We start from the raw sequence: 18,609 nt of genomic DNA, 5'->3' as shown, positions 1-18,609 counted from the left end.
AGTCCAGGCGGGCACGCGACGCGCCCGCCCGATAACGAACATCAGGAGACACGCCCATGAACTCTGCCTCACATCCCGTCGATCGGGTCCTGCCGCGCCGCCAGATGCTGACGCTCGGCCTGCAGCACATGCTCGTCGCGTATATCGGCGCGATCGCGGTGCCGCTGATCGTTGCATCCGCATTGAAGATGTCGCCCGCCGATACAACCGTGCTGATCAGTACCGCGCTGTTCTGTTCCGGCATCTCGACGATCCTGCAGACGGTCGGCGTCTGGAAGCTCGGCGTGCGTCTGCCGATCCTGCAAGGCGTCGCATTCAGCAGCGTCGGCCCCGTGATCGCGATTGGCCTCACGCCCGGCGTCGGCTTCGCCGGCGTATGCGGCGCGGTGATCGGCGCGGGAATCATCACGACCTTCGCCGCGCCGCTCGTCGGCCGGCTGCGGCGCCTGTTCCCGCCGGTCGTGACGGGCTGCATCGTCACCGTGATCGGCTTGCAGCTGTTCCCGGTCGCGTATCACTGGGCGGGCGGCGGCGACGCGGCGAAGCTGCAGTTCGGCGAGCCGTCGTTCCTTGCCGTCACGCTGGTCGTCGCGATCGTGATCCTCGCGATCAACCGCTTCGCGAATGCGTTCCTGCGCAACCTGTCGGTGCTGATCGGGCTCGTCGCCGGCAGCCTGCTCGCCATCGCGCTCGGGATGGGCAACTTCGCGAACGTGGCGGCAGCGCCCTGGTTCACCGTGCCCTACCCGTTCCATTTCGGCGCGCCGGTGTTCGCGGTCGTGCCGGTGCTGACGATGGTGGTCGTGATGATCGTGCAGATGGTCGAGTCGATGGGCCTGTTCGTCGCGATCGGCGACATCGTCGAGAAGCACGTGAGCGAGGACGACGTCGTGCGCGGCCTGCGCGCGAACGGCGTCGCGAGCGCGATCGCCGGCACGTTCGCCGCGTTCCCGTTCATCGCGTTCATGGAGAACGTCGGGCTCGTGATCCTGACCGGCGTGCGCAGCCGCTGGATCGTCGCGATCAGCGGCGTGCTGATGTGTGTCGTCGCGCTGGTGCCGAAGATCGGCGCGATCGTCGCGTCGACGCCGTCCGCCGCGCTCGGCGGCGCGGGCATCGCGATGTTCGGCGTGGTCGTCGCGGCCGGCGTGCAGACGCTCGCGAAGGTCGACTTCGAGGGCAATCGCTACAACGTGCTGATCGTCGGCTTCACGATCGCGACCGCGCTGATTCCGGTGATGGCGCCGAAAGTCTTCGCGCACATGCCGGACTGGACGCAGCCGTTCCTGCATAGCGGCGTCGTGATCGCGTGTCTCGTGTCGGTCGTGCTGAACGCGCTGCTCAACGGCGTGCAGGCAGCCGATCCCGTCGAATCGCACGTGCTGCCCGACACCGCACACCGCAGCCCGATGGCGCGCGAGTGCGACTGATCGACCGCGCGCCGCGTGCGGCGCGCGCATGACGACCAACGCATGACGACGAACATCCTAATCCGAGGAAACCCGATCGTGAACCTTCCCTCTTCTTCATTGCTGATCCGCCACCCGGTCGCGGTCATGAGCGGACGCACCGGCAGTGCCGCGCGACTCGGCCGGACCGACCTGCGCATCCGTGACGGCCGGATCGAATCGATCGCGCCCGATCTCGCGCCGCTGCCCGGCGAGCGCGTGATCGACGCCAGCCACTGCGTTGTCTACCCCGGCTGGGTCAACACGCACCATCATTTGTTCCAGAACCTGCTGAAGGCGGTGCCGGCCGGTATCGACGCGGATCTGCAGGCATGGCTCGCTGCCGTTCCGTATCCGCGCGTGGCGCGCTTCACGCCGGCGCTCGCGCGCATCGCCGCGCGGCTCGGTTTCGCGGAGCTGCTGCTGTCGGGCGTGACGACCTGCGCCGATCACCACTACCTGTATCACGCGGGCGGCACGACCGAGACCGGCGACCTGCTGTTCGACGAAGCAGCCGGCTTCGGAATGCGCTTCGTGCTGTGCCGCGGCGGCGCATTGCAGGCGGCCGGCGATCATCCCGGCTTCGCCGGTACCGCGCTGCAACCCGAAACGCTCGACCAGATGCTCGCGGACATCGAGCGGCTGAAAGCGCGCCATCACGACGCGAGCGCCGCATCGATGCGCCGCGTGGTCGTCGCGCCGACGACGCCGACATTCTCGCTGCCGCCCGATTTGCTGCCCGAAGTCGCACGCGCGGCGCGCGGGATGGGCTTGCGGCTGCATTCGCACCTGTCGGAGACGACGCGCTACGTCGACTTCTGCCGCGAGCGCTACGGCAAGCTGCCGGTCGAGTTCGCCGCCGATCACGAATGGCTGGGCCCCGACGTGTGGTTCGCGCACCTCGTCCATCTCGACGCGAGCGAGATCGCGATGCTCGCGGAAACCGGCACCGGCTGCTCGCACTGCCCCGTCAGCAACGCGCGGCTCGGCAGCGGCATCGCCCCCGCGCCGCGCATGGCGGCGGCCGGCGTGCCGGTGTCGCTCGGCGTGGACGGCGTCGCGTCGAACGAGTCGGGCAGCATGACGCACGAGGCCAACTTCGCGTGGCTCGTGCATCGCGCGGCGCATGGTGCGTCGGCGACGACCGCCGAGGACGTGCTGAACTGGGGAACACAGGGCGGCGCGAGCGTGCTCGGACTCGATGCGGTCGGCACGCTCGACGTCGGCCAGGCCGCCGATCTGGTGCTGTACGACGTGAGCGGGCCGCGCTTCAACGGCTTCCACGACTATGCGATCGCGCCGGTCGCGGCCGGCGAGCCGTCGCCGGTGAAATACAGCATCGTGAATGGCCGCGTCGTGGTGGACAACGGCGAGATTCCGGGCCTCGACCTCCCGGCGCTGCGCCGCGCGGCGCTCGATGCGGTGCGGCAATTGCTCGACTGAAGGGAGGCGGCGCGATGAATCCTCGCACCCGCATCGGCATCGTGACGCCGTCGTCGAACACCGCGCTCGAACCACTGACGTCCGCGATCGTCGCCGAGCTGCCGAACGTCAGCGTGCATTTCGCGCGCTTCACCGTGACCGAGATCGCCCTGAGCGCGGCCGCGCTCGACCAGTTCAACGCGGAGCGCATTCTGGTCGCGGCCCGGCAACTGGCCGACGCGCGCGTCGACGTGATCGGCTGGAGCGGCACCTCGGCCGGCTGGCTCGGCTTCGAGCGCGATGCCGCGCTGTGCCGCGGCATCGCGCAGGCGACCGGCATTCCGGCGACGACGTCCGTGCTGGCGCTGAACGAGTTGCTCGAACGTACCGGCGTGCGGCGGCTCGGGCTGGTCACGCCGTATCTGGACGACGTGCAGCAGCGGATCATGCGCCAGTATGCGCAGCTCGGCATCGACTGCGTGGCCGAGCAGCATCTCGGGCTGCGCGACAACTACAGCTTCGCGGAAGTGCCCGACACGCAGCTCGCCGCGCTGATGCGCAAGGCCGCGCAGGCGCGGCCGGACGCGGTGACAACGTTCTGCACGAACCTGCATGCGGCGCATCTGGCCGGATCGTTCGAAGAGGCGACCGGTATCGCGGCTTACGACACGGTGTCGACGGTCGTGTGGAAGGCGCTGAGGATGGCGGGGATCGATACGCACGGGCTGGCACGGTGGGGGAGATTGTTCGGGATGCATTGATCGATCCGGGTGGCCGATCGTTTGTCGACGCAGCCCGCCGCTTGCCGCCCGCCGTCGTCGCGCGGGCCGCCCGCGGCGCGCACGCCCCCACGTGTCCCTCTTGGTGCCGCACGTCTGCGCGAGTATGCTTTGAGCTCATACGATCTCCAACCCGGGCGCATACACCGCACTGCGGCCAGGCGCCCCGCAAACGGCCACTCACACGATGGATTTCGACGTAATCGTTCTGGGCGCGGGCATCGTCGGCGTGTCCGCCGCGCTGCACCTGCAGGATCGCGGCCGCAAGGTCGCGCTGGTCGACCGCGGTGCGCCCGGCGAAGGCACGAGCTTCGGCAACGCGGGACTGATCGAGCGCTCGTCGGTCGAGCCGTATCCGTTCCCGCGCAGCCCGTTCACGCTGATGCGCTACGCGCTGAACCGCTCGACCGATCTCTACTGGCACAGCACGTCGCTGCCGGCATTCGCGCCGTGGCTCGCGCGCTTCTGGTGGGAATCGGCGCCGATGCGTCATGCGGCGGCCTCGCGCGACATGCTGCCGCTGATCGAGCGCTGCATCGTCGAGCACGACGCGCTGATCGCGCGCGCCGGTGCAGCCGAGCTGATTCGTGCGAGCGGCTGGATGGAAGCGTTCCGCACGCCGGCCGCGTTCGAACGCGCGGTCGCCGATGCGGGGCTCACCGCGCGCCGCCACGGGCTCGGCATCACGCCGCTCGACGCCGCGGCACTGCGTGCGCGGGAGCCGAGCCTCGCGCCGGGTTTCTGCGGCGCGCTGCACTGGCTCGATCCGAAGAGCGTCGTCGATCCGTCGGCGCTCGTCAAAACCTACGCGCAGCTCTTCGTGCAAGGCGGCGGCACCCTGCTCAACGGCGACGCCGCGAGCCTCGAGGCGTTATCGCCGGGCTGGCAGGTCACGACGGACGAAGGCAGGATCGCCGCGCCGGCCGTCGTCGTCGCGCTCGGCCCGTGGTCCGACACGGTGTTCGGCAAGTTCGGCTACAAGATCCCGCTGCGCGAGAAACGCGGCTATCACATGCACTACGCGCCGTCCGAACGCGGCACGCCGTCGGCGCCGATCGTCGATCGCGAATACGGCTACGTGATCGCGCCGATGCGGCGCGGCCTGCGGCTGACCACCGGCGTGGAAATCGCGCGCCGCGGCCTGCCGCCGACGGGCGTGCAGCTCGAACGCGCGGAACGCGTTGCGCGCCCGGTGTTCGGTTTCGGCGAACGGCTCGACCCGCAGCCGTGGCTCGGCTTTCGCCCATGCACGCCCGACATGCGGCCGGTGATCGGCCCCGCGCCCGCGCATCGCGGGCTGTGGTTCGCGTTCGGGCACAACCATCACGGGCTGACGCTCGGCCCCGTGTCCGGCCGCCTGCTGGCCGAGATGATGACGGGCGAAACCCCGTTCACCGATCCGACGCCCTACCGCGCCGACCGCTTCTGATGTCGAACGACTGAACGCCCGCGCTCAGTCGAGCGCGCGGCCGAAGATCCGGATCACCTCGTCGAGATGCTCGGCCATCGCGCGGCGCGCGGCTTGCGGATCGCGCGCGCGGATTGCGTCGAGGATCGCGCGGTGCTCCAGCTCCGACCGGTGCGGCATGTCGTTCGGCATGTACAGCGACTGCAGCCGCTGGAACATCGGGTCGTATTTGTGCGCGAGCAGTTGCTTGATCATCAGCGCATACGCGGGGTTGTCGCTCGCTTCCGCGATACGGATATGGAACAGCCGGTCGCCCGGATGCGTGAGCGAGCCGCTGCGGTTGTCTTCCTGGTTGCGCAGGAACGCTTCATGGATCCCGTCGATCTGCGCGTCCGAGCCGTGTTTCGCGGCGAGCGACGCGGCTTCCGGCTCGATCAGCCGGCGCGCCTGCAACAGCGCGAACGGCGGGATTTCGGTGTCGAGGTCGAGCGCGATGCCGAGTTCCGGATCGATCTCGACGATCGAAAACGGCGCGACCTTCGTGACGGGTTGCGGCTCCGGCACGACAGCCGCCTCGGGCTGGCGCACCTTTACGCCGTCGCCGACGCGCACGCTGACGAGCCCGTTGACTTCGAGCGCGATCAGCGCCTCGCGCACCGACGTGCGCGACACGCCGAACCGTTCGGCCAGTTCGCGCTCGGGCGGCAGATAACTGCCCGGCGGAAAATCGCCGGACTCGATCATCGTGCTGAGCTTGTCGGCGATCTGCTGGTACAGGCGGCGGTTCTGGATCGGCTGGATGGACATACGTTGATACAGGTGAGCGGTTTCGTTGCGGCCGGCCTGCCGAATGAAGCGTCAGGCCGTTCGCGCCTATTTTATATGCCGGGCTTCGACTCGACCGGCACCGCATAGCAACGCGCGGCCGTGCCTCCCCACAATGCGCCGCGCTCGGCCGCCGACAGCCGCGCTTCGGCCCAGCGCTCGACCAGCGACGCCACTTCGTCATACGACGCCGCGAGCAGACACACCGGCCAGTCCGAGCCGAACATCAAGCGTTGCGGCCCGAATGCGTCGAGCGCCGCATCGAGGCACTGCTCGATGTGCCGGATGTCCTTCGCGCGCAGGCCGCGCCGCCAGTCCGTCTCGGTCACGAGACCCGACAGCTTGCACACGACATGCGGCAGTGCACCGAGCTCGCGCAACCCGGCACGCCAGCGCGCCAGCGCGGTGTCGTCGCGCTCGAACTCGGCGAGCGCGGGCTTGCCGGCATGATCGAGCACGAGCCAGTGCGCGTCGTGCCGCGCGCAGAACGCACGCACGTCGGGCAACTGGCGCTCGAACACGAGCACGTCGTACACATAGCCGTTCGCCTGCAGCCAGGCGACGCCGCGATTGAACGCGGGGGCCTCGACGAACGCGGCGACGTCGGCTTCGTCCTGCACCTGATGACGAAAGCCGCGCAGCTTCGGGCTCGCCCATGCGGCGATGCGGTCGGCCAGTTCCGGCGCACCGAGGTCTTCCCAGCCGACCACGGCCGCGATATGCCCGTCGTCGCGAGCGAGATCGAGCAGGAATGCCGTCTCGTCGCGTCCGGCGCGCGCCTGCACTGCGATCGACGCGCCGAGCGCCTGCGCATGCATCTGCGGCCACAGCATGTCGGGCAGGTAGTCTCGCGCGAGCACGCCCATCCCGTGGCCGATCCACGGATAGTCGGCCGGGCGGTAACGCCAGAAGTGCTGATGAGAATCGATACGCACTGCGCCCATGGTGTCCTCGTCTTCCGCCCTTACCCACGCATGACATTACGTCTCGCTCAGTCGTACAACACCGCGGCGATCTTCGGGTCGTCGATGTTGGACTTGTCGTACCAATAGAAACCGGTATCGATGACCTTCGGCAGCTTCTCGCCCTTGATCGCCTTCACGGCCGCCTCGACGGTCTTGTAACCGATCCCGATCGGGTTCTGCGTGATCGCGCCGGCCATCAGCCCGCTGCGGATCGCATCCTTCTGCTGCTTGCCCGAATCGTAGCCGACGATCACGACCTTGCGCTTCATCTCGCGCACGCCGTTGACCACGCCGATCGCCGAGCCTTCGTTGGTGCCGAACAGGCCCTTGAGCTTCGGATACGCCTGCAGGATCGACTTCGTCACTTCGGTCGACTTCAGCTGGTCGCCCTCGCCGTACTGGACAGTCACGACCTGCACCTTCGGGTGCGCCGACTTCATTCGTTCGAGAAAGCCGTCGCGGCGGTCGATGCCGGTGCGGCTCGTCTGGTCGTGCGCGACCACGGCCACCTCGCCTTCGTCGCCGATCAGCGCGGCGAGCTTGTCGGCGGCGAGCGCCGCGGCGGCCTTGTTGTTGGTCGCGGCGGTCGTCACCGGGATGTCGCTGTCGACGCCCGAGTCGAACGCGATCACCGGGATCTTCTCGGCCTGCGCCTTCTTCAGCAGCGGCAGCGCGGCCTTGCTGTCGAGCGCCGCGAAGCCGAGCGCGGCCGGCTTCTTCGCGATCGCGGCGGACAGCATGTCGATCTGCTTGTCGACCATCGCCTCGGTTTCGGGGCCCTCGAACGTCACCTTCACCTTGTAGTCCTTCGCGGCCTGCATCGCGCCGGCTTTCACGGCCTGCCAGAACTGATGCTGGAAGCCCTTCGAGATCAGCGGGATGTAGGTTTCCTGCGCATGCGCGCCGGCCGTGACGCCGACGGCGAACGTCAGCCCGACGATCGCGTTCAACACCTTGCTCCTGATCACTTCGCGTCTCCTTGGTTGGTATCGACTGAAATGCCGGCCAGGCCGGCGGTGAAGCGGATGCACGCACGTCAATGCGTCGACGTCAGCGGCGACGCCGGCGCAGGATGTCCACGTACACGGCGAGGATGATGATCACGCCGGTGACGACCGTCTGCCATTCCTGCGCGACCGACATGATGCGCAGGCCGTTGGTCAGCACGCTCATGATGAATGCGCCGATGATGGTGCCGACGATGCTGCCCGCGCCGCCCGACAGCGACGTGCCGCCGATCACCACGGCCGCGATCGCATCGAGCTCGTAGCCCTGCCCGAGCGCGGGCTGCGCGGAATTCAGCCGCGACGCGATCAGCAGCCCCGCGATCCCGCACACCGCGCCGCTGAACGTGTAGACGGCGATCTTCCACGCATCGACGTTCACGCCGGACAGCCGCAGCGCTTCCTCGTTGCTGCCGAGCGCGAACGTGTAGCGGCCGAAGATGGTCCGGTTCAGCACGATCGACGCACCGATCGCGACGAGGAACAGGATCAGCACGGCGTTCGGAATCGGCAGCGACGGAATCAGGTTGCCGATCAGCGAATCCTGCGCGATCGACGTGAAGCCGGGCGTGTCGTTGAAGTAGATCGGCCGCGTGCCCGAGATCACGAGCGACAGCCCCTTGAGCAGCATCATCATGCCGAGCGTCGCGATGAACGGCGGCACCTTCATCTTCGCGATCACGAAGCCCGACACGCTGCCCGACAGCGCGCCGAACAACAGCGCGGCCAGGATCCCGAGCGGCAGCGGCATGCCCCAGTTCGTCAGCACGACGCCGGCCATCACCGCGCAGAACGTCATCAGCGTGCCGACCGACAGGTCGATGCCCGACGTGATGATCACGTAGGTGCAGGCGACGGCCAGCACGCCGTTCACGGCGGTGGCCTGCAGGATCGAAACGAGGTTGTCGACTTCGAGGAAGTTCGGCGATGCGATGCTGAAGAACACGATCAGCAGCACGAGGCTCGCGAACGCAAGCAGCTTCTGCCGCGCGGCCGGGTTGAAGAGGCGGGCGCGCAGGCCCGGTGCGGCCGCCGGCGTGTCGCCGGTGGCAAGAGGCGGGACGGGATGCGTATCGTTGGACATGATCGGGTAGGCGTCTGAATCAGGACAATACGGTCGACTCGCGCTGCGTCGCGAGCTGCATGATCTTTTCCTGCGTGGCGTCGGCCGCGCGCAGCTCGCCGGTCACGCGCCCTTCGCACATCACGAGAATCCGGTGGCTCATGCGCAGCACCTCGGGCAGCTCCGACGAGATCATCACGATCGCCTTGCCGTCGGCGGCGAGCGCGTCGAGCAGCTTGTAGATCTCGCTTTTCGCGCCGACGTCGATGCCGCGCGTCGGCTCGTCGAAGAACAGGATGTCGCAGTCGCGCAGCAGCCACTTCGCGATCACGATCTTCTGCTGGTTGCCGCCCGACAGCAGCCGCGCCGGCTGCGCGACCGACGGCGTGCGAATCGAAAGCTGCCGCACATACGACTGCGCGGTGTCGCGCATCTCGCGTGCATCCAGAAACACGCCGCGGCGCACGAAGCGGCGCATGCTCGACAGCGCGATGTTGTTCTGCACGTCCATCCCGACCGCAAGCCCGAAGTGCTTGCGGTCCTCCGACAGATAACCGATGCCGTGCCTGACCGCGTCGGCCGGCGTGCGGATCGTCACGGTCTTGCCGTGCACGCGGATCTCGCCCGCATCGATCGGGTCCGCGCCGAACACGGCGCGCGCGACCTCGGTGCGGCCAGCGCCCATCAACCCCGCGAAGCCGAGGATCTCGCCGCGCCGCAGCGTGAAACCGACGTCGCGGATCGCGCGGCCGCGCGACAATCCGCGCACTTCGAGCGCGACGTCGCTGGACGACGTATCGGGCGGTGTACGGAACGTCGTGTCGAGCTGGCGGCCGACCATCATCGCGATGATCGCGTCCATCGACGTTTCGGCCATCGGCACGGTCGCGACGTACTTGCCGTCGCGCATCACGGTCACGCGGTCGGCGATCTGGCGCAGCTCGTCCATCTTGTGCGAGATGTAGACGATGCCGACGCCGTGCGCGCGCAGGTCGCCGATGATGCGAAACAGCTCGGCGATCTCCGCGTTGTTCAGCGCGGCGGTCGGCTCGTCCATGATCAGCACGCGCGAATCGAACGACAGCGCCTTCGCGATCTCGACCATCTGCTGCTTCGCGACCGTCAGCCGGCCGACCGGGGTGCGCGGATCGAGATCGAGCCGCATCCGCGCGAAGATCGCGGCTGCGTCGCGGTTCAGCCTGTCTTCGTCGACGAACACGCCGAAGCGGCCGCGCGGCTCGCGGCCGATGAAGATGTTCTGCGCGACGCTCAGGTGGTTCATCAGGTTCAACTCCTGATGGATGATGCCGATGCCGAGCGCCTGCGCGGCACGCGGATCGGCGATCTCCACCGCGCGGCCGTCCATGCGGATCTCGCCGCCGTCCCGCTGGTACACGCCGGCGAGGATCTTCATCAGCGTCGACTTGCCGGCGCCGTTCTCGCCCATCAGCGCATGCACTTCGCCGGCGCGCAGGTCGAACCGGCAATCGTCGAGCGCCTGCACGCCCGGAAAGCGCTTGCTGACGCCGGTCAATGCGATCAGCGCCACGGGTGCGGCGGTCGTCGGGTTCGGATCGGGTTGCATGGCGCGCCGTCCTCAGCCGATCGCACGATCGAGATGCGTATAGCCGCCATCGACGAACAGCCACTGGCCCGTCGTGTGCGATGCGCGTTCCGACAGCAGGAACACGGCCGTGTCGGCGATCTCGTCGGCCGTCGTGAAGCGCTTGCCGAGCGGCACCTTGCCGGCGATTTCCGCGAGCTTCGCTTCCGGGTCGTCGAAGCCGGCGATCCAGTTCTGGTAGAGCGGCGTCATCACCTCGGCGGGAATCACCGCGTTCACGCGCACGCCGTCGTTCCGCAATGCGACGGCCCATTCTCGCGTCAACGCGAGTTGCGCGCCCTTCGACGCGCAATAGCCGCTCGTGTTGCCCTGCCCGGTCACGGCCGTCTTCGACGAGATGTTGACGATCGCGCCGCGCGTCGCCTTCAGGTGCGGCACGCAGTAATGCGCCATCGCGTAGTAGTGAATCAGGTTGCGCTCGAGCGACGCGACGAACGCGTCGCGCCCGGCGTCGAGGCCGACGCTGTCGTTGATGCCGGCGTTGTTGACGAGGCCGTCGATGCGGCCGAAACGCGCGACGGTCTGTGCGACGGCCTCGCGGCATTGCGCGTCGTCCTGCAACTCGGCGGACACCCATGCGGCGCGCGGCTGCTTCCGCGTGAGCGCATGCCAGAACGTGTCGTCCGGCGCGTGCCGCGCGAACACCACGGGAATCGCGCGTTCGTCGGCCAGCCGCATCGAGATCGCCGCGCCGATGCCCGATGCACCGCCGGTCACGATCGCGACCTTGTCTTGCAGATTCAAATCCACTTCGCGTCTCCGTCGTTCGTGTCGTCGCCGCGCAGGCCGCGCGCGGCGCATCGTACGTCGTGCTTCGTCGTGCGCCGTCCTTCAGCCGCGGAACCGATACTGCTCGAGCGACTCGGGCTTCATCTCGATCGAGAAACCGGGCGCCGTCGGCGGCATGTACGCCGCGCCGCGCACGACGCACGGTTCGACGAAATGCTCGTGCAGGTGATCGACGTATTCGGTCACGCGCCCTTCCTTCGTACCGGAAATGCACACGTAGTCGATCATGGACAGATGCTGCACGTATTCGCACAATCCGACACCGCCGGCATGCGGACACACCGGCAGCCCGTACTTCGCGGCCAGCAGCATCACCGCGAGAATCTCGTTCACGCCGCCGAGCCGGCATGCGTCGATCTGCACGACGTCGATCGCGCCGCGCTCGATGAACTGCTTGAACAGCACACGGTTCTGGCACATCTCGCCGGTCGCGACCTGCACCGGCGCGATCGCCTCGCGGATCTTGCGATGCCCTTCGACGTCGTCGGGGCTCGTCGGCTCCTCGATGAACCACGGCTTCGCGAACGCGAGTTCGCGCACCCAGTCGATCGCCTCGTCGACTTCCCACACCTGGTTCGCGTCGATCATCAGCTTGCGCTGCGGGCCGATCACCTCGCGCGCGATCGTCACGCGGCGGATGTCGTCTTCCAGGTTCGCGCCGACCTTCAGCTTCACGTAGTCGAAGCCCGCGTCCACCGCTTCGCGGCACAGCCGGCGCAGCTTGTCGTCGCTGTAGCCGAGCCAGCCCGCCGACGTCGTGTAGCACGGATAGCCGTCGCGCTCGAGTGCCGCGATCCGCGCGACCTTGCCGGGCGCCTGCCGGCGCAGCAGGTCGAGCGCTTCGTCCTGCGTCAGGCAGTCGGTCAGGTAGCGGAAATCGACCGCGCGCACGATGTCTTCCGGGCTCAGGTCGACGACGAGCCGCCAAAGCGGCTTGCCGACCGACTTCGCCCACAGATCCCATACGGCATTGACGACGGCCCCCGTCGCCAGATGGATCGCGCCCTTGTCGGGACCGATCCAGCGCAACTGGCTGTCCGATGTCACGTGGCGCCAGAAGCGGCCCATGTCGTCGCGGATCCAGTCAAGGTCGAGGCCGACGACGAGATGACGCATCGCGTCGATCGCCGCGCAGCAGATTTCGTTGCCGCGCCCGATGGTGAACGTGAGCCCGTGGCCTTCGAGCCCGTCGTGGTCGGTGTCGAGCACGACGTACGCGGCCGAGTAGTCCGGGTCCGGGTTCATCGCATCGGAGCCGTCGAGCTGGCGCGAGGTCGGGAAGCGCACGTCGAGGACGCGCATCGATCGAATGATAGGCATGACGAACGGTCCGTTGAATGGAATCAGGCCTGCACGGTGCGCTGACGCTGCTCGCCGAGCCCGTCGATCCCGAGCGTGATCGACTGCCCGGCGCGCAGATAGATGGGGGGCTTCTGCCCGAGCCCGACGCCCGGCGGCGTGCCGGTCGAGATCACGTCGCCCGGCTGCAGGCTCATGAAGCGGCTCAGGTAGCTGATCAGGTGCGGCACGCGGAACACCATCGTCGCGGTCGTGCCGTTCTGGTAGCGGTGGCCGTCCACCTCGAGCCACAACCGCAGCGCGTGCGGATCGGGCACTTCGTCGGCCGTCACGAGCCACGGGCCGAGCGGGCCGAACGTGTCGTTGCCCTTGCCCTTGTCCCACGTGCCGCCGCGTTCGAGCTGGTATTCGCGCTCCGACACGTCGTTCACCACGCAATAACCGGCGACGTGCGACAGCGCATCGGCTTCGTCGATATTGCGGCCGCCCTGGCCGATCACGACGCCGAGCTCGACTTCCCAGTCGGTCTTCTCCGAGCCGCGCGGAATCTCGACGTCGTCGTTCGGCCCCGAGATCGCGCTCGTCCATTTGCCGAACACCACCGGTTCCTTCGGAACGTCCATGCCCGATTCGGCCGCGTGGTCGGAGTAATTGAGGCCGATGCAGATGAACTTGCCGACGCGGCCGACGCACGCGCCGAGGCGCGGCGTGCCCTCGACGAGCGGCAGCGACGACGGCGGGATGTCGCGCAGCCGCGCGAGCGACGCCGGGGTGAGCGCATCGCCGGCGACGTCGTCGATCACGCCCGACAGGTCGCGGATCTTGCCCTGCGCATCGAGCAGGCCCGGTTTCTCATGGTGTTTGTCGCCAAATCTCAGCAGTTTCATGGGGTCGTCCGAACGGAAACGGAAAGTGAATGTGAGGGCTCGGTCAGTTTGACCAGCCGCCGTCGATCAGATGAATCGCGCCGGTCGTAAACGACGCTTCGTCGGAGGCAAGGTACAGCGCGAGCGCGGCCACTTCTTCCGCGGTGCCGATGCGGCCCATCGGCTGGCGCGCGACGAATGCCTGCCGCACGGTATCGGTCGACACCTGGCGCGTGCGCGCCTGCTCGGCGATCCGCTGCTCGAGCGACGGCGACTCGATCGTGCCGGGGCAGATTGCGTTGCAGCGGATGCGCTGCTCGACGAAATCGGCCGCGACCGCCTTGGTCAGCCCGATCACGGCGGCCTTGGTCGTGCCGTAGACGAAGCGGTTCGGCACGCCCTTCACGCTCGACGCCGCCGATGCCATGTTGACGATCGACGCGCCGCCCGCTTCGAGCATTGCCGGCAGCAGCGCGCGGATCAGCCGGTACATCGACGTGACGTTCAGGTTCAGCGAGAACGCCCACGCGTCGTCGTCGCAATCGAGGATCGAGCCGTGATGGACGAAACCGGCGCAGTTGAACAGCACGTCGAACGCCCGTTCCTGCGCGGCGAGTGCCGCGACGTCGTGCGCATCGGTCACGTCGAGCCGCCGCGTCGCCAGCCGGCCGCCCGCGCGTTCGGCGTCGGCCGCGAGCTGCGCGAGCGCGGCTTCGTTGATGTCGGTCGCCAGCACGTCGGCGCCCTCGCTCGCGAACCGCAGCGCGGTCGCCCGACCGATGCCCTGCCCGGCCGCCGTGACCAGCGCGTGCTTGCCCTGCAATCTCATGCGCACCTCTCCGAATAGATGCCGGCGAACCGGCCGATTGGCACAAAGGACCAAAGGTCCAACCAATCATAGGAACAGATTCCGGATTTGTCACGGCCGCGCGATTCAGTATTTTCCCGAGCGGGAGAATCGGCCGGGAAGCAGTGCCGCAGGTGGCGGATCGGCGTGCAATCCGTACCCGGACGGTCGGCTGCACATCGCGCGAAGCCAATGCCGGCGGGCGTTTCCGCCGGTTTCTGCGGCCCGCATCACGCCGCGGCCGGCGAATCTGACAGAAAAGTCATGCTGCCGTCAGGGTTTCAACGGGATACGCGCGCGATCATCGTGTGGCCGGACCGCGCCGCCCGGCACACCGCATCCCCCGCCCGCCGACGGTCCCTGGCGGGCATCTCCGTCCCCCGCGGTGGGCCACGTGACTGAGCGAGCAGACACGGCGGCGCGGGCCGATTTTCCGCCCCGGGCGTACGCGTCCGGGGCGTTTTTGTCCGCCCTTTTTAAAGAAAATGCAGGTTGATTGTTTCTAAATCGGCAAAAGGTAATTTGAGCCAGACAGGATGTTTTTTCCGGTCACAGACGCTTACATTTAGCGCACCACTCATGGAAACCGCTACGGATTCGCCATCGGGTAGTGACATCCACTGCCAAGGCCGAAACCGCACGAGCTTTAGGAAACGGCAAAATGAAGGCCTCTAAATCCCTGCCTGCGCTCGATCCCGCCGACGTCCACGTCGAAATTCTCGAACGTTCCGATACGCTGCTCGTCGTCCGCTGGGTCGAACCCGGCCGTTGTCATTACGGCGAACAGCGCTGGCGCCGCCGCTTCGCGCAGCGCACCGGCACCTGCGCGCTGTCGCGCCAGGTCATCCAGCGCGGCGACGAAGTATTCCGGCCGGCCGAGCGCCCGGCACCCGCGAATGCGGCCGCGATGATCTCCGCCGCCGAAGTACTCGGCATGGCCGGCGGCCGATAACGCGCACCGCCCGCATGCGCGGGCCGGCTGCGTCACGCGCCTAGAACCGCCGGTCTAAATCCCCCGCTTGTCTGCTCCGCCTGCGCGGACTATCGTTACAGCATTCAATGTAACGATTACGCGCCGTGGTGCATCGCCACGCCGAGGGAGGCAGACATGCATGCATGGAGCGCGCGCCACGTCCCGGCGCAAGGCGGCAAGGTCGCGGTCGTGACCGGCGCCAACAGCGGTCTCGGCTGGCAGATCGCGGAAACGCTCGCCGCCAAGGGCGCAACCGTCGTGATGGGTTGCCGCGATGCCGTCCGCGCCGCGCAGGCGGCCGATGCGATCCGCCGTCTTCATCCCGCTGCCCGCGTCGAAGTCGATCCGCTCGACCTCGCCGATCTCGCATCGATCCAGCGCTTCGCCGACGGCGTGTCCGAACGCCACGGCCGCGTCGACATCCTCTGCAACAACGCCGGCGTGATGTTCCTGCCGCTGCGGCATACGCGCGACGGCTTCGAGATGCAGTTCGGCACCAACCACCTCGGCCATTTCGCGCTCACCGGCCATCTGCTGCCCGCGCTGCGCGCCGCCCGCCGGGCGCGCGTCGTCACGATGTCGAGCGGCCTCAACCGCGGCGGCCGGATCCGCGTCGACGACCTGCGCGCCGAGCATCGCTACAACCGTTATCTCGCCTATTGCGACAGCAAGCTCGCGAACCTCGTGTTCGCGATCGAGTTGCAGCGCCGCTTCCAGCGTGCGGCATTCGCGGGGATCAGCGTCGCGGCGCACCCCGGCTACGCGGCGACCAACCTGCAGTTCGCGGGCCCCGCGATGGACAGCTCGCCCGCCCGCACCGCCCTGATGCGTGCGGCGAACCGTTATCTCGCGCAGCCCGCCGACCGGGGCGCGCTGCCGGCGATTCATGCGGCGACGGCGCCCGACCTCATCGGCGGCTCGTATATCGGCCCATCCGGCTGGTTCGAGTCGCGCGGCCTGCCAGCACCTGCGAGCGTGCCGCGTTCGGCCCGCGACGCGGCCGTGGCCGCGCTGCTGTGGGAAGCGTCGGAAACCGCAACGGGCGTGCGTTTCCTGAGCGCGGGCGCCCCCGCCGGGCGGCCGCTCGCCAAGCCGTTCGACGCTGCGGCCGAGGCGCGCTGAACGGCATGCCGCCGGCTCGCTCATTCTTCACACTTATTGCGCAAACGGAAACGAAAGGATGTTGAAAGACTGATTCGCCGCACTACTGTTACCACTCAGGAAACAATCTATCGTCAAAATCAGCGTTTACCCTGAAGCCCCCGGTGACTAAGATTTAGTCAATCGCTTAAGACATGGTGTCGAGAGCGAACCCAATAAAACACCGGAGGTCATCATGAAATCGCTCGTTTCCGCAGTTGTTGCCGCTGTCGCCCTGTCCGCTTCGTTCGGTGCTTTCGCACAAAGCACCGTGACCCGCGCACAAGTCCGCAACGAACTGGTTCAGCTCGAACAAGCCGGCTACAAGCCGGGCCTGTCGAGCCCGTACTACCCGAACGACATCCAGTCGGCGGAAGCGCGTGTTCATGGTGCCGACGCCAGCGGCTATGGCGCACAACCGGCTCCGGTCGTCCACTCGGGCGCCCCGGCCGCCGCAGCGTCGTCGAACGCTCGCGACTCGATCTTCTTCGGCCAGTAAGCCGACACGCCCCCGGCGGGCACACCGCGCATCGCGCGATGAAGCTGTAACCGGACGAGCCCGCAGTGCGGGCTCGTCTTTTTTATGAAACGTATACCTCCGCCGCCCGGCAGCGGGTGGCTTCGCCCGGGCGCGTTGCGGCCGGGCGCTTTTTCGTATTCAGGGAAAAACGGCGGCCGGGCGTGAGCACCGGTCACCCGCAGGGCGCAAGCAAGAACTCACCGACCATCCGGTGCATCCGCGCCGCCTGCGTGCTGGTGCCAAGCGCACGCCAGCAGCCGTGCACGAGCCCCTCTCCCATCCAGTAACGCGCGGCGCCGCCGGCCCCGAGAATCCTTTCGACATAGACGCGCGCGTCGTCACGCAGCGGATCGTGTTCCGCGCCGATCGCAAGCACCGGTGGCAACCCGTCGAAACGCGACGCGGCAAGCGGCACCGATGCGCGCAACAGCGGGGCGTCGTTCAACGCGGTTTCATCCGCATCGCCCCAGTACAGCGCGCGATAACTGTGGACATCGTCGAGCGTCAGCATCGGCGCGTGCGCTTCGGTCTCGCGCGCGGGCGATTGCGGTTCGATGCCGAGCATCGGATAGACGAGTGCGATGCCGTCGACGCCCCGTTCGTTCGCATCGCGCAGCGCGGTCGCGACCGCCGCCGCGAGATTGCCGCCCGCGCTGTCGCCCGCGAGGGTCAGCGGCCGCACGCATGGGCCGAACGGCCAGCATGCATCGCGCGCGGCCCGCGTGACGGCCATGCAGTCCTCGAGTGCAGCAGGTACGCGATGCTCGGGCGCGAGCCGGTAGTCGACCGCGATCACTGCCAGCCCCGTGTCGGCCGCCAGTTGCGCGGTGATCAGCGCGTGACTGTCGAGCGAGCCGACGACGAAGCCGCCGCCGTGAAAGAACAGCACGGTGCCACGCGGCGCACCGTGCGCGGGCGCATGCCGCCGCAGCGCGATCGCGCGCCCGTCCGGTGCGTGCCACACCGCATCGTGCCGCACGACGCCGGCCGGCAGCGCGGCGGGCGTCCATGCGGCCGCGAAGCGATCGTAGAGGCGGCGCTGTTCGTCGGGCGAGCGCGCGGCGGTATCGGCCGGATACGCCGCGTCGACAGCCGCGACGAACGCGGCGATTTCCGGTTCGAGCATCGGGCGTGCGCTGCCGTCGAAATCAGCGACGCGGCGGCAGGCCGATCACGCGGCCCGCATACGCGGGCACCGCGCAATCGCGCTGCAATGCGTGAAGCCCGGCCACGCGCACGGCGACGTCGTCGTCGAACGGCGCCGATTTCGCGCCGTCGCGCGTGTCGACGTGCAGCATCATCTGCTCGCTCGCCGACACCGCGCCGTCGTGCCCGTCCGCGAACAGTTCGAGATACATGTGCAGCCGCTTCGCGTCATGCGCGAACACTCGTGCATCGACGCGCACGTGCGTGCCTTCCTTGATCTCCTGCAGATAGTTCACATGCGCTTCGAGCGTATAGACCGAGCGGCCCCGCTCGCGACGCGTGGCGTCGTCGAGGCCGATGCGGTCCAGCAGCGCATCGGTCGCGAAGCTGAAGATCAGCAGATAGAACGCGTCGCGCAGATGGCCGTTGTAGTCGACCCACTCGGGCCGTACGACGTCGCGGTAGATCGTCAGCGGGGTATCGCCGGTCAT

At 68.0% G+C, this 18,609-nt stretch carries 18 protein-coding genes; 7 read left to right on the top strand and 11 right to left on the bottom strand.

Going from position 1 to position 18,609, the window contains the following annotated elements; genetic code table 11:
- Window positions 1-56 precede the first annotated feature (56 nt).
- The 4 genes from DIE13_RS09890 (at window position 57) to DIE13_RS09875 (ending at window position 5,078) form a co-directional block, all read left to right on the top strand.
- Complete coding sequence (locus DIE13_RS09890; protein WP_124826971.1) at window positions 57-1,430, top strand: nucleobase:cation symporter-2 family protein; 1,374 nt, start codon at window positions 57-59, stop codon at window positions 1,428-1,430.
- 78 nt (window positions 1,431-1,508) lie between these two features.
- Window positions 1,509-2,891 carry an amidohydrolase family protein gene (locus DIE13_RS09885; protein WP_124827042.1) on the top strand — a complete coding sequence of 461 codons (1,383 nt, stop codon included), beginning with the start codon at window positions 1,509-1,511 and terminating at the stop codon, window positions 2,889-2,891.
- Between the two features lie 14 nt (window positions 2,892-2,905).
- Window positions 2,906-3,631, top strand: a complete 726-nt coding sequence (locus tag DIE13_RS09880) for an aspartate/glutamate racemase family protein (RefSeq protein WP_124826970.1) — start codon at window positions 2,906-2,908, stop codon at window positions 3,629-3,631.
- Window positions 3,632-3,836: 205 nt separating this feature from the next.
- Entirely contained in the window at window positions 3,837-5,078 is a 1,242-nt protein-coding gene (locus tag DIE13_RS09875) for an FAD-binding oxidoreductase (protein WP_124826969.1), read from the top strand.
- A gap of 24 nt (window positions 5,079-5,102) precedes the next feature.
- On the opposite strand, the gene DIE13_RS09870 is transcribed toward DIE13_RS09875, so the two are convergent.
- The 9 genes from DIE13_RS09870 to DIE13_RS09830 form a co-directional block, all read right to left on the bottom strand.
- Window positions 5,103-5,864: a FadR/GntR family transcriptional regulator gene (locus DIE13_RS09870; RefSeq protein ID WP_124826968.1), complete on the bottom strand. Its 762-nt coding sequence runs from the start codon at window positions 5,862-5,864 to the stop codon at window positions 5,103-5,105.
- Between the two features lie 71 nt (window positions 5,865-5,935).
- Window positions 5,936-6,826 (bottom strand): amidohydrolase family protein, encoded by an 891-nt coding sequence (locus tag DIE13_RS09865; protein WP_124826967.1) that lies wholly within the window; start codon window positions 6,824-6,826, stop codon window positions 5,936-5,938.
- A 47-nt stretch (window positions 6,827-6,873) separates the two neighbouring features.
- A complete protein-coding gene (locus DIE13_RS09860; protein ID WP_124826966.1) occupies window positions 6,874-7,815 on the bottom strand; it encodes an ABC transporter substrate-binding protein in 942 nt (313 codons plus the stop codon).
- A gap of 82 nt (window positions 7,816-7,897) precedes the next feature.
- On the bottom strand, window positions 7,898-8,935 hold the full coding sequence (locus DIE13_RS09855) for an ABC transporter permease (RefSeq protein ID WP_124826965.1): 1,038 nt from the start codon (window positions 8,933-8,935) through the stop codon (window positions 7,898-7,900).
- Between the two features lie 19 nt (window positions 8,936-8,954).
- Window positions 8,955-10,499 carry a sugar ABC transporter ATP-binding protein gene (locus DIE13_RS09850; RefSeq protein ID WP_124826964.1) on the bottom strand — a complete coding sequence of 515 codons (1,545 nt, stop codon included), beginning with the start codon at window positions 10,497-10,499 and terminating at the stop codon, window positions 8,955-8,957.
- Between the two features lie 12 nt (window positions 10,500-10,511).
- Complete coding sequence (locus tag DIE13_RS09845; RefSeq protein WP_124826963.1) at window positions 10,512-11,288, bottom strand: SDR family oxidoreductase; 777 nt, start codon at window positions 11,286-11,288, stop codon at window positions 10,512-10,514.
- A gap of 81 nt (window positions 11,289-11,369) precedes the next feature.
- Entirely contained in the window at window positions 11,370-12,647 is a 1,278-nt protein-coding gene (locus tag DIE13_RS09840; RefSeq protein WP_124826962.1) for an L-fuconate dehydratase, read from the bottom strand.
- Between the two features lie 23 nt (window positions 12,648-12,670).
- Window positions 12,671-13,513, bottom strand: a complete 843-nt coding sequence (locus tag DIE13_RS09835; protein ID WP_124826961.1) for an ureidoglycolate lyase — start codon at window positions 13,511-13,513, stop codon at window positions 12,671-12,673.
- Window positions 13,514-13,556: 43 nt separating this feature from the next.
- On the bottom strand, window positions 13,557-14,321 hold the full coding sequence (locus DIE13_RS09830; protein WP_124826960.1) for an SDR family oxidoreductase: 765 nt from the start codon (window positions 14,319-14,321) through the stop codon (window positions 13,557-13,559).
- A gap of 679 nt (window positions 14,322-15,000) precedes the next feature.
- Between DIE13_RS09830 and DIE13_RS09825 the strand changes: the two genes are divergently transcribed.
- The 3 genes from DIE13_RS09825 (at window position 15,001) to DIE13_RS09815 (ending at window position 16,951) form a co-directional block, all read left to right on the top strand.
- Complete coding sequence (locus DIE13_RS09825) at window positions 15,001-15,291, top strand: DUF3331 domain-containing protein (RefSeq protein ID WP_124826959.1); 291 nt, start codon at window positions 15,001-15,003, stop codon at window positions 15,289-15,291.
- 156 nt (window positions 15,292-15,447) lie between these two features.
- Window positions 15,448-16,434: an oxidoreductase gene (locus DIE13_RS09820; protein ID WP_124826958.1), complete on the top strand. Its 987-nt coding sequence runs from the start codon at window positions 15,448-15,450 to the stop codon at window positions 16,432-16,434.
- A 214-nt stretch (window positions 16,435-16,648) separates the two neighbouring features.
- Entirely contained in the window at window positions 16,649-16,951 is a 303-nt protein-coding gene (locus tag DIE13_RS09815) for a DUF4148 domain-containing protein (RefSeq protein WP_096501752.1), read from the top strand.
- Between the two features lie 193 nt (window positions 16,952-17,144).
- Here DIE13_RS09815 and DIE13_RS09810 read toward each other — a convergent pair whose 3' ends face one another.
- Together DIE13_RS09810 and DIE13_RS09805 are read right to left on the bottom strand one after the other, a co-directional pair.
- Window positions 17,145-18,098 carry an alpha/beta hydrolase gene (locus tag DIE13_RS09810; protein ID WP_124826957.1) on the bottom strand — a complete coding sequence of 318 codons (954 nt, stop codon included), beginning with the start codon at window positions 18,096-18,098 and terminating at the stop codon, window positions 17,145-17,147.
- Window positions 18,099-18,120: 22 nt separating this feature from the next.
- Window positions 18,121-18,609, bottom strand: a complete 489-nt coding sequence (locus DIE13_RS09805) for a thioesterase family protein (RefSeq protein WP_124826956.1) — start codon at window positions 18,607-18,609, stop codon at window positions 18,121-18,123.

This window comes from Burkholderia sp. Bp9016, from assembly GCF_003857765.1.
Lineage (GTDB): Bacteria > Pseudomonadota > Gammaproteobacteria > Burkholderiales > Burkholderiaceae > Burkholderia.
The sequence above is the reverse complement of the archived record's forward strand: the minus strand, read 5'-3'. Positions and strand labels throughout refer to the sequence as shown.

Coding starts and splice junctions, on each gene's coding strand:
- DIE13_RS09890 (WP_124826971.1), top strand. CDS start 57: ATGAACTCTGCCTCACATCCCGTCGATCGGGTCCTGCCGCGCCGCCAG.
- DIE13_RS09875 (WP_124826969.1), top strand. CDS start 3,837: ATGGATTTCGACGTAATCGTTCTGGGCGCGGGCATCGTCGGCGTGTCC.
- DIE13_RS09820 (WP_124826958.1), top strand. CDS start 15,448: ATGCATGCATGGAGCGCGCGCCACGTCCCGGCGCAAGGCGGCAAGGTC.
- DIE13_RS09830 (WP_124826960.1), bottom strand. CDS start 14,321: ATGAGATTGCAGGGCAAGCACGCGCTGGTCACGGCGGCCGGGCAGGGC.
- DIE13_RS09805 (WP_124826956.1), bottom strand. CDS start 18,609: ATGACCGGCGATACCCCGCTGACGATCTACCGCGACGTCGTACGGCCC.
- DIE13_RS09815 (WP_096501752.1), top strand. CDS start 16,649: ATGAAATCGCTCGTTTCCGCAGTTGTTGCCGCTGTCGCCCTGTCCGCT.
- DIE13_RS09870 (WP_124826968.1), bottom strand. CDS start 5,864: ATGTCCATCCAGCCGATCCAGAACCGCCGCCTGTACCAGCAGATCGCC.
- DIE13_RS09880 (WP_124826970.1), top strand. CDS start 2,906: ATGAATCCTCGCACCCGCATCGGCATCGTGACGCCGTCGTCGAACACC.
- DIE13_RS09840 (WP_124826962.1), bottom strand. CDS start 12,647: ATGCCTATCATTCGATCGATGCGCGTCCTCGACGTGCGCTTCCCGACC.
- DIE13_RS09825 (WP_124826959.1), top strand. CDS start 15,001: ATGAAGGCCTCTAAATCCCTGCCTGCGCTCGATCCCGCCGACGTCCAC.
- DIE13_RS09865 (WP_124826967.1), bottom strand. CDS start 6,826: ATGGGCGCAGTGCGTATCGATTCTCATCAGCACTTCTGGCGTTACCGC.
- DIE13_RS09850 (WP_124826964.1), bottom strand. CDS start 10,499: ATGCAACCCGATCCGAACCCGACGACCGCCGCACCCGTGGCGCTGATC.
- DIE13_RS09855 (WP_124826965.1), bottom strand. CDS start 8,935: ATGTCCAACGATACGCATCCCGTCCCGCCTCTTGCCACCGGCGACACG.
- DIE13_RS09810 (WP_124826957.1), bottom strand. CDS start 18,098: ATGCTCGAACCGGAAATCGCCGCGTTCGTCGCGGCTGTCGACGCGGCG.
- DIE13_RS09835 (WP_124826961.1), bottom strand. CDS start 13,513: ATGAAACTGCTGAGATTTGGCGACAAACACCATGAGAAACCGGGCCTG.